The organism is Mesorhizobium sp. M7A.F.Ca.MR.148.00.0.0 (genome assembly GCF_003997735.1).
GTDB lineage: Bacteria > Pseudomonadota > Alphaproteobacteria > Rhizobiales > Rhizobiaceae > Mesorhizobium.
In genome coordinates this window covers 34,722-43,480 of sequence record NZ_RZTB01000028.1, presented here as the reverse complement: position 1 = coordinate 43,480, position 8,759 = coordinate 34,722, and the positions used below count along the sequence as shown (strand labels likewise).

Here is an 8,759-nt window from a genome sequence, read left to right as displayed (position 1 = left end):
CGCCGGCGCCTCTTTTTTTTGCAAGGCTGGCGATTGGCGAAAGCCGCGACGAAAGCCACCTTCTCCCCGTTTACGGGGAGAAGGTGGCGGCAGCCAGATGAGGGGCAGCGCTACTTGGGAAGGTAGGGCTCCCCTTGAACTGCCCACTGGCTCACGCCGCTTCGAGTGCCGCCCTCACCGCTGCAATCGCATCATCGGCCTTGGAAGCGTCAGGGCCACCGGCCTGGGCCATGTCGGGCCGCCCGCCGCCGCCCTGCCCGCCCAATGCGGCGGAGGCCACGCGGACAAGGTCGACGGCGCTGAAGCGATCGATGAGGTCGTCGGTGACGGCCACCACGACGCTTGCCTTGTTGTCTTCGCCGGCGCCGACGAAGACGACGACGCCGGAGCCGAGCGAGCTCTTGCCGGCATCGGCCAGCGGCTTCAAATCCTTCGGCGAGACACCGGAGACCGTCTTGCCGAGGAAGCCGATACCGGCGACCGTCTCATTGGCGGCTGGAGCATCGGCTGACGATCCCCCGCCCAGCGCCAGCTTCTTGCGCGCCTCGGTCAGTTCCTTCTCGAGCTTCTTGCGCTCTTCGAGCAGCGTCTCGACGCGCGCCGGCACGTCGGCCGGTGAAATCTTCAGCACCGCTGCCGCCGCCTTCAGCCGCCTATCCTGCTCGTCGAGATGTTTGCGCGCGGCTTCGCCGGTCAGCGCCTCGATGCGGCGCACGCCGGCGGCGACCGCGCTGTCCGACACGACACGCACCAGGCCGATATCGCCAGTCGCCCGGACATGCGTTCCGCCGCAAAGCTCGATCGAATAGGGCCGGTTGGCCTTGGCGCCGTGCACACCGGTGCCCATGGACACGACGCGCACTTCGTCACCGTACTTCTCGCCAAACAGCGCCATGGCGCCTTCGGCAATGGCATCGTCGACCGACATCAGGCGCGTGGTCACCGGGCCGTTCTGGACGACGATCTCGTTGGCCATGCGCTCGACCACTTCGAGATCCTCCGGTGAAATCGGCTTGTTGTGCGAGATGTCGAAGCGCAGGCGCTCGGGCGCGACCAGCGAGCCCTTCTGCGCGACATGGCTGCCCAGCACCTCGCGCAGCGCCTCATGGATCAGATGCGTCGCGGAATGGTTGGCGCGCAACCTGGAGCGGCGCGCATGGTCGACTTTGAGCTCGACGGCAACACCGGTCTTGACCGTGCCGCTGGCCACCTCGCCGATGTGGACGAATAGCCCATCGGCCTTCTTCTGCGTGTCGGAAACCTCGATCGAGAAGCCCTCGCCTGAAATAACGCCGGTGTCGCCCATCTGGCCGCCGGACTCGGCATAGAACGGGGTCTGGTTGACGACGATCGCCACCGCGTCACCCTTGCCGGCGCTGTCGACAGCCTTGCCGTCCCGGACAAGCGCCTGGATGATGCCTTCGGCAGCTTCAGTCTCATAGCCGAGGAACTCGGTGGCGCCCGCCTTCTCGCGCACGGAGAACCAGATGGTCTCGGTCGCCGCGTCGCCGGAGCCTGCCCAATGCTTTCGCGCCTCGGCCTTCTGCTGCTCCATGGCGTTGGTGAAGCCGGCAAGATCGACCGAGATGCTGCGCTGGCGCAGCGCGTCCTGCGTCAGGTCGAGCGGGAAGCCATAGGTGTCGTAGAGCTTGAAGGCCGTTTCGCCGTCCAGCATGTCGCCGGCATGCAGCGTCTCCGTCGCCTCGGAGAGCAGGCCGAGGCCGCGCACCAGCGTCTTGCGAAACCTGGTCTCCTCGAGCTTCAGCGTCTCGGTGATCAACTGTTCGCCGCGCAGCAGCTCCGGATAGGCCTGGCCCATCTCGCGCACCAGCGCCGGCACCAGCTTCCACATCAGCGGTTCGTTGGCACCCAGCAGCTGCGCATGGCGCATGGCGCGGCGCATGATGCGGCGCAGGACATAGCCCCGGCCTTCGTTCGAAGGCAGCACGCCGTCCGCCACCAGGAAGGAGGACGAGCGCAGATGATCGGCAATGACCCGGTAGGACGCGACCGTCTCCTTGTCGGGACCATGCCCGATCGCGGACGAGGCCGCGTCGATCAGGTGACGGAACAGATCGGTCTCGAAGACGCTTTCCACCCCTTGCAGGATGGAGGCCATCCGCTCCAGGCCCATGCCGGTGTCGATCGACGGACGCGGCAGGTCGATGCGCTCCTCCTTCGTCACCTGTTCATATTGCATGAACACCAGGTTCCAGAATTCCAGGAAACGGTCGCCATCTTCCTCCGGGCTGCCGGGAGGGCCGCCCCAGATGTGTTCGCCGCGGTCGATGAAGATTTCAGAGCACGGCCCGCACGGTCCGGTGTCGCCCATCGCCCAGAAATTGTCCGAGGTCGCGATGCGAATGATGCGGTCGTCGGAAAAACCGGCGATCTTCTTCCAGAAGCCGGCCGCCTCGTCATCCGTGTGATAGACGGTGACCAGCAGCTTGTCCTTGTTCAGCCCGAACTCCCTGGTGATCAGGTTCCAGGCAAGCTCGATGGCGCGCTCCTTGAAATAGTCGCCGAAGGAGAAATTACCGAGCATCTCGAAGAAGGTCAGATGGCGCGCGGTGTAGCCGACATTGTCGAGATCATTGTGCTTGCCGCCGGCGCGAACGCTCTTCTGGGCGGTCGAGGCGCGCGAATAGGGCCGCTTCTCCAGACCGGTGAAGACGTTCTTGAACTGCACCATGCCGGCGTTGGTGAACATCAGCGTCGGATCGTTGCGCGGCACCAGCGGGCTCGACGCGACGATCTCGTGACCCTCCTTGCGGAAGTAGTCGAGAAATGTCGACCGGATTTCGTTCACGCCACTCATGAATGCTGCCTTTTCGGAAGAGCCGCCGGCAAACCGGCGGAAATGGGCTCTGCGTTTTAGAAGATTAGGACTTGGCCTTTTAGCCGCCGCGCTTCACCCTGTCCAGAAACACGGAATTGGTCCAATCCACGGCCTTTGCCGGCCGTTCGACCCGGCCTGGTTCCGCCGCCAAAACGCAAAACCGCCGGCACTGGGCCGGCGGTTTCGAAACGCAATAACACGGAACTCGATTACATAAGCCTGAGATAATAGAACGCGATTATGGCCGAACTCCGGCCGGCATCGCGCACGAAGCTGTTACATCGCGCCGGATTCTTCCTCGAAACCGTCATCATCGCCGCGCTCAGGGCCGCCATTCTCGAGGAATTTCTCGGCGATCAGCCCGGCATTCTGCCTGATCGACAACTCGATCTCGCGTGCCGTGTCGGGATTGTCACGCAGGAACAGCTTGGCATTTTCGCGGGCCTGGCCGAGACGCTGCGAGTTATAGGAAAACCAGGCGCCAGACTTCTCGACAATACCAGCCTTGACCCCGAGATCGACCAGTTCGCCGGTTTTGGAGACGCCCTCACCAAACATGATGTCGAATTCGACCACCTTGAAGGGCGGCGCCAGCTTGTTCTTGACCACCTTGACGCGGGTCTGGTTGCCGACAACCTCGTCGCGGTCCTTGATCGAGCCGATGCGGCGGATGTCGAGGCGCACCGAAGCGTAGAATTTCAGCGCATTGCCGCCGGTGGTGGTTTCAGGCGAGCCGAACATGACGCCGATCTTCATGCGGATCTGGTTGATGAAGATGACCATGGTGTTGGAGCGCGAAATCGACGCGGTCAGCTTGCGTAGCGCCTGGCTCATAAGGCGGGCCTGCAGGCCGGGCAGCGAATCGCCCATCTCGCCTTCAATTTCGGCGCGTGGCGTCAGCGCCGCGACCGAATCGACCACCAGCACGTCGATGGCGCCGGAGCGCACCAGCGTGTCGCAGATTTCCAGCGCCTGCTCCCCAGTGTCAGGCTGCGAGATCAGAAGGTTTTCGAGATCGACGCCAAGCTTGCGGGCATAGACCGGGTCAAGCGCGTGCTCGGCATCGACGAAAGCGCAGATGCCGCCCTTCTTCTGGGCTTCGGCAACGGTGTGCAGGGCAAGCGTCGTCTTGCCCGAGCTTTCCGGCCCGTAGATCTCGATGATGCGGCCGCGCGGCAGGCCACCGACGCCAAGCGCGATGTCGAGGCCAAGCGAGCCGGTCGGCACCGTTTCAATCTCGACGACCTGATCGTTGGCGCCGAGCCGCATGATCGAGCCCTTGCCGAAAGCCCGCTCGATCTGCGACAGCGCCGCATCCAGAGCCTTTGATTTGTCCACTGCCTTGTCCTCTACCAGCCGCAAAGAATTCTGAGCCATGATACATCACCCCTTGGTCGTCAATGAAGGCCGGACAATCCGTAATCCCTGCCTATTTGTACCTTTTTTGTTCTCATTTGGCAAGAGGGGTCAAATAACTGAAAAACAAGCAATATCCGGATTTGTTCTTTTTTTGTCCAGGGATTCGATCAGGAATGCACCGCACGTTGGGCCAGACGGCTCGGTTGTTTCGACCTGCCGAATCGCCGCCTCGCATGCGAAGCTCCGTCGCACAGCCTAGCGCTTGTGCGGCTGGAATAACAAAGGTCATATCGCCGGCATGCTGAAATCCGCGAAAATACTGGCCATAGGCGGCGCCCATATCGACCGACGCGGCCAGGTGTCCGGCGCTTACGTGCCTGCCGCCTCCAATCCGGGCACAATGCGCGAGGATGTCGGCGGCGGCGTCTTCAATGCTTTGCGCAGCGCCGTGCGGCGCGGCGTCTCCGCGTCGCTGATGTCGGTTCGCGGCGGCGATGCCGCTGCCGATACCGTTTCGCGAGCCATCGCCGAGACAGGCATTACCGACCTGTCGGCGGTCTTCCTCGACCGCACGACGCCGAGCTACACCGCGCTGATCGACATCGAAGGCGAGCTGATCGTCGGCTTTGCCGACATGGCGCTCTATGATTTGGCGTTTCCCAAGCAGATCAGGCGCTCCAAGGTGCGGGAGGTGATCGCCGCCGCCGACGCGATCCTGTGCGACGCCAATCTGCCCTCTTCGGCGCTGGAACGGCTGGTCGCGCTCGCCGCGGGCAAGCCGGTTTTCGCCATTGCCATCTCGCCGGCCAAGGTGGTGCGGCTGATACCGGTGCTGAAGAAGCTCTCGCTGGTCTTCATGAACCGGCGCGAGGCCATGGTGCTGGCCGGCGTCGCCGCGAATGCCAGGCAGCGCGAGGTCGTCGACGGGTTGCGATGCAGCGGCCTCGTCAGTGGCGTGGTGACGGCGGGCGAGGCGCCCGTGCTGGGGTTCGATGAAACAGGCGCCTTTTCGATCATGCCGCCCAATCCCCGAAAGGTCACTGACGTCACCGGGGCCGGTGATGCGCTGGCGGGCGCAACGGTCGCTGCCTTGCTGCGCGGACTGCCGCTGCGGGTGGCCCTGCGCGAAGGCATCGCCGGGGCGACGCTTGCCATCGAAAGCGCCAACGCCGTTCCCGAGTTCACCGCCTCAAGCTTCGCGGAAGCGCTGGCTCTTGTGCCGGATGCCAGGGAAGTGGCATGAGACCGGCGAATTCATAGTGCCGCGATGTTGCCTGGTGTCCCCACGGACGCGCCGCATTCCGGATTGGAGACCCTGATGACCCCTGAGACCGCCCGCCCCTTCATCGACATCCACGCGCCGGTGGCGCAGGCTCTGGCTGCCGGCCGGCCGGTGGTGGCGCTGGAAAGCACCATCATCACCCATGGCATGCCCTACCCCGACAATGGCGCCATGGCGGCCGACGTCGAAAAGATCATCACCGATGGCGGCGCCGTGCCGGCGACGATCGCCGTGGTTGGCGGCCGCATCAAGATCGGGCTTTCGGACGGCGAGCGCGAATCGCTGGCGATGACGGGCGACGCCATGAAGCTGTCGCGCGCCGATTTCGGTTTTGCCGTGGCGCAAGGGCGCACCGGTGGCACCACGGTCGCCGCCACGATGATCGCGGCGCATATGGTCGGCATAAAAGTGTTCGCCACCGGCGGCATCGGCGGCGTGCACAAGGGCGCCGAAAAGAGTTTTGACATTTCCGCCGATCTCGACGAGCTGGCGCGCACGCCGGTCATCGTCGTCTCGGCCGGCGCCAAGGCCATCCTCGACATCGAAAAGACGCTGGAAGTGCTGGAGACGCGCGGCGTGCCGGTGGTCGGCCTTGGCTGCGAGACGATGCCAGCCTTCTGGTCCAGGCATTCGCCGTTCCGCGCGCCGCTGACCTTGCACGAGCCGGAAGAGATCGCGCATTTCTACCAGACGAGGGCAGCGCTGGGGCTCGCCGGTGGCATGCTGATTGCCAATCCGGTGCCGGAAAACCACGAAATCCCGGCTGAGGAGATGGCCGGCTATATCGAGGCCGCGCAGAAGGCCGCCGAGGCGCTCAACGTGACCGGCAAGGCGGTGACGCCGTTCCTGCTGGGAAAGATTCTCGAATTGACTGGCGGTAGGAGCCTGAAGACGAACATCGCGCTGGTCGAGAATAATGCGCGGCTGGCGGCGAGGATTGCGAAGGCGCTTTAGGGTCACGCAGCGAAGGTTCCCCCTCACCCGGATTGCCGAGACCGAATTGCAAAGAACAATTCGGGGCAATCCGACCTCTCCCCGAGGGGAGAGGAGCTTACAGCGCCGACGTCGACCTCTTCTCCCCTCGGGGAGAAGGTGGCCGCGAAGCGGACGGATGAGGGGGTGGCCTCGCGCTTGCGGGAATCTACTTCCCCGCCCGTCGCCCCGCCTCATAGGCCCGGCGTGCCCAGATCGTCATCTCGTCGGGATCATCGAAAGCGCTGTCTGGAACGCTCCAGTAGGGCATGGCGACCAGCTTGCCGTGGCGCGAGCCGGTATAGGTCCATTGCGTGCAGCCGGCGGCCTCGAACTCGGGCACGCTTTGTTCGTCGGCCTTCAGCAGCAATTCACCGCGCAGCACGATGGCGACGATGACACCGTCGAAATAGATGCCCTTGCCGCCGAACAGTTTTCGGATGCTGACAGGACCGAGGCCCTCGAACAGTTCGGCGATGCGCTCATTGTCCATGCCGCGATCATGGCACCGGTTTGGCCTTGTCATCGCCGCAACCAAAATCATGCTGACAGGTTGTGTGAGGTCGATCGGAGTTTCCCGCCATGCCCGTGCTGCTCAAAGGCTCCTGCCGCTGCAATGCCGTCCGTTTCGAGGTGGAGAGCCACACGCCGGCGCCATTCATGCTGTGCTACTGCTCGATCTGCCGCAAGCAGCAGGGCGGCGGCGGGTTTGCCATCAATCTCGGCGCCGACAACGAGACGCTGAACATAAGGGGCAAAAGGAGGCTCGGCGTTTACCGCGCCAGCATTGAGGACGATGAGCATCCGCATTGCGAAATCTCAACCGGCGAGCGCAATTTCTGCAAGAAATGCGGCTCAGCCCTTTGGCTCTACGACCCGACATGGCCGGAGTTGGTGCATCCCTTCGCCTCGGCGATCGACAGCGATTTACCCATTCCGCCAAGCAAGGTGCACCTCATGCTGAAATACAAGGCGAACTGGGTGGAGCCGGTGGTTGGCAAGCATGACAAGGTCTTCGACATCTATCCCGAGGAATCGATCGCCGACTGGCACAAGCGGACGGGCATGTGGGTGGAGTGAATTTCTTCGCGCCGTTTACGGGGAGGTGAGGAGTGATCCGCGCAGCGGACGAAAAGCCAATTGCTTGGCCTTCGAACGACGAACGCCGGCAGATGAGGAGCGGCGCTAACTTTGGAGAGGCCGGCGCTGCCCATCTCCGTCACTTCGTGACACCTTCTCCCCGTAAACGGGGCGAAGGAAAAACTCAGGAAGCGCGGGCTTCTGCCAGTGCCTTCAGGTCAGCCGGCTTGAGTTCGACGGATTCGCCGCAACCGCAGGCCGAGCTCTGGTTCGGATTGTGGAAGGTGAAACCAGTGCGCAGCGTCGTCTGCTCGAAATCCATCTCGGTGCCGAACAGGAAAAGTGCTGCTTCCGGTGCGACATAGACATGCGCGCCATCGCGCTCGATATGGTCGTCCTTGGTGTTGGGCTCGGTCACCAAATCGACCGTATATTCCATGCCGGCGCAGCCGCCCTTCTTGATGCCGAGGCGGATGCCGTGCGCGTTGTCGCGGGTGGCGACAATCTCGCGCACCCGGTCGGCGGCCTTTTCGGTCATGGTGATGACGGCGAAGCGTCCCATTCTTTTTCTCCAACCCGTTCAAGTTCAAGGCTTGTCGGACTTCACATAGATGGTTGAAACAATGATAAATGACAAGAGCGGAACGCAAATCGAGCCCCCGGAAGCACATCCGACTGTCAAGGAATCGAGCTGAGCATGCCGTCAATGACAGATACAAATCAGGTGATTGTTTTCACCGAGAACCCCGAACGAGTTATGCCTCGCATGCTCGTACTGTTAGCCATCGCAATGTTCCTGGGGCTTGGAGCATTGTTTCAAACGGATAAGCCCATGCCAATCAGAGTGGGAACCGGTATTCTCGTCTTTTTCCTGGCTTCAGTTTCTCTGCATTCAACCGTGAGATTACTAAGAGGGCGGTATCGTGCAGTAACCATTGGACCAAACGGCTTCCAGTGCAATGAGATCGCTCCTCAATTTGTCCCTTGGTCAGCTGTGACTAGCATGTCGGAAGTGCCCATTTCTTTTCGTGGTCGATATCAATTCTCTGTAGTCGAGGTGAGAATCGAGGAATCCAGTTGGAAAGACCTCTCTCTGACCAAGGCCGCAAAATTAAACAAATTTCAAACTGGATCCATGTGGATACCGTCTGTAGGCGCGGAGACAAGCTTTGAGAGTTTCTTCGCCACTGTGAAGTCATACGCCAGCGCTCATGGCGTGGACTAAGG

8 protein-coding genes are annotated in these 8,759 nt (G+C 62.4%); 4 read left to right on the top strand and 4 right to left on the bottom strand.

The features are described from left to right. Nucleotides 1-151 precede the first annotated feature (151 nt). Together alaS and recA are read right to left on the bottom strand one after the other, a co-directional pair. The gene (gene alaS / locus EOB49_RS13800) at nucleotides 152-2,818 is read right to left on the bottom strand and encodes an alanine--tRNA ligase (protein ID WP_127381286.1); all 2,667 of its coding nucleotides are present in this window, start codon (nucleotides 2,816-2,818) and stop codon (nucleotides 152-154) included. Between the two features lie 297 nt (nucleotides 2,819-3,115). Next, entirely contained in the window at nucleotides 3,116-4,216 is a 1,101-nt protein-coding gene (recA, locus tag EOB49_RS13795) for a recombinase RecA (RefSeq protein WP_127381285.1), read from the bottom strand. A gap of 280 nt (nucleotides 4,217-4,496) precedes the next feature. Between recA and EOB49_RS13790 the strand changes: the two genes are divergently transcribed. Further along, a complete protein-coding gene (locus EOB49_RS13790) occupies nucleotides 4,497-5,441 on the top strand; it encodes a carbohydrate kinase family protein (RefSeq protein ID WP_127381284.1) in 945 nt (314 codons plus the stop codon). Nucleotides 5,442-5,516: 75 nt separating this feature from the next. After that, a complete protein-coding gene (locus EOB49_RS13785; protein ID WP_127381283.1) occupies nucleotides 5,517-6,434 on the top strand; it encodes a pseudouridine-5'-phosphate glycosidase in 918 nt (305 codons plus the stop codon). A gap of 187 nt (nucleotides 6,435-6,621) precedes the next feature. Here EOB49_RS13785 and EOB49_RS13780 read toward each other — a convergent pair whose 3' ends face one another. Beyond that, nucleotides 6,622-6,945 (bottom strand): TfoX/Sxy family protein, encoded by a 324-nt coding sequence (locus EOB49_RS13780; protein WP_127270731.1) that lies wholly within the window; start codon nucleotides 6,943-6,945, stop codon nucleotides 6,622-6,624. An 89-nt stretch (nucleotides 6,946-7,034) separates the two neighbouring features. On the opposite strand from EOB49_RS13780, the gene EOB49_RS13775 reads away from it, so the two are divergent. Then, on the top strand, nucleotides 7,035-7,532 hold the full coding sequence (locus tag EOB49_RS13775) for a GFA family protein (protein WP_127381282.1): 498 nt from the start codon (nucleotides 7,035-7,037) through the stop codon (nucleotides 7,530-7,532). Nucleotides 7,533-7,716: 184 nt separating this feature from the next. Here EOB49_RS13775 and sufA read toward each other — a convergent pair whose 3' ends face one another. Then, complete coding sequence (sufA, locus tag EOB49_RS13770; protein WP_127319470.1) at nucleotides 7,717-8,094, bottom strand: Fe-S cluster assembly scaffold SufA; 378 nt, start codon at nucleotides 8,092-8,094, stop codon at nucleotides 7,717-7,719. Between the two features lie 144 nt (nucleotides 8,095-8,238). Between sufA and EOB49_RS13765 the strand changes: the two genes are divergently transcribed. Further along, entirely contained in the window at nucleotides 8,239-8,757 is a 519-nt protein-coding gene (locus tag EOB49_RS13765; RefSeq protein WP_127381281.1) for a hypothetical protein, read from the top strand. Nucleotides 8,758-8,759 lie beyond the last annotated feature (2 nt).